At 77.9% G+C, this 1142-nt stretch carries 1 protein-coding gene and 2 pseudogenes; all 3 read right to left on the bottom strand.

Going from position 1 to position 1142, the window contains the following annotated elements; all coding sequences use genetic code 11:
* A pseudogene (locus tag MRQ36_RS32950) lies at positions 1-257 on the bottom strand (long-chain fatty acid--CoA ligase); the annotation flags it as partial.
* Positions 254-772 (bottom strand): beta-ketoacyl synthase chain length factor, encoded by a 519-nt coding sequence (locus tag MRQ36_RS32955; RefSeq protein WP_374251278.1) that lies wholly within the window; start codon positions 770-772, stop codon positions 254-256. The pseudogene MRQ36_RS32950 and the gene MRQ36_RS32955, both read right to left, overlap by 4 nt.
* Positions 769-1142: pseudogene (locus MRQ36_RS32960) on the bottom strand (beta-ketoacyl-[acyl-carrier-protein] synthase family protein); the annotation flags it as partial. The pseudogene MRQ36_RS32960 and the gene MRQ36_RS32955, both read right to left, overlap by 4 nt.

Consider the following 1142-nt stretch of genomic DNA (forward strand, 5'->3'; position numbering starts at 1 on the left):
GCGCCGGTGGCCCAGACCGCGACCGGGTCCCGGGGCCGTACCCCGTGCTCGTGCAGCCAGGCGGCCCGGGCGGCGACCCGCTCGGCGAGCTGCCCCAGGGTCAGCGGCTGCTCGGCCGGGTGGCCGTCGACCGGTGTGTCGAAGGTGAGCCCCGGCCCGTCCGGGTCGGCGCCGTGCGCCAGCACCCGGGCGAGCACGTTCCCGGCGCCCAGTTCGGGGTCGGCGGCGAGCGCGCCGCGCAGTCCCTTCGTCCTCATTGACGGGTCCCTCCCCCCAGCAGCACCGCGACCGCCCCGGTGGGCGTGCCGTCGGGTGCCGCGTCGACGTGCACCAGCAACGCCTGGTCGGCGTCGCCGTCGTAGCGCAGCAGGTCCGCCTCGGCGACGCCGGCGGCCCACGGGTCGCCGGTCGGGCTCAGACAGACCACCGGGCCGTCCAGTCCCCAGCGGGCCGCGACGTGCCCGGCGACGCTGTTCGGCACCGACTGGTAGAAGAACAGCGGCCCGATCCGGCCCCCGGCGGCCACCGTGGCGCGGACGTGTTCCGCGCTGCTCCGGTCCCCGTGCGCGCTGACCAGCAGCACCGCCGTCCGGCCCGCCGGCGGGTCGGCGTACCGGCGCAGGCAGCGCTCCGCCACCGCCACGACCAGCGGCGCGAACGCCGAGTGCACGAAGCCCGGCACCCCCGGCGGTGTCCCGTCGCCGGGCTCCGGCCAGCGCGCCTCGGCGAGCACCCGCCACCCGACCGGTGTCCGCCCGGCGTCGGGGGTCACGGGGCACCGACCAGGAGCGCGGTGTTCGCGCCGCCGAAGGCGGCGTTCAGGGTGAGCGCGTACGGGGTGACGGCGGGCCGCGGGGCGTCGGTGATGACGTCGAGGGGGCAGGCGTCGTCGGGGGCCAGGAAACCGGCGTTGACGGGCAGTTTCCCGTGCCGCAGCGCCTGCGCGGTGACCACCAGTTCGAGCAGGCCGGACGCCTCGAGCGTGTGCCCGTGCAGCGCCTTGGTGGAGCTGACCGGCAGCCGGTCGGCGAGGTCACCGAGGGCCAGCCGCAGCGCCGCCGCCTCCGACGCGTCGGCGGACTGCGTACCGGTGGCGTTGGCGTTGACGTAGCCGACCGCCTCGGCGGGCAGCCCGGCCCGGC

Origin of the sequence: Micromonospora sp. R77 (assembly GCF_022747945.1) — a bacterium.
Classification (GTDB): Bacteria; Actinomycetota; Actinomycetes; order Mycobacteriales; family Micromonosporaceae; genus Micromonospora.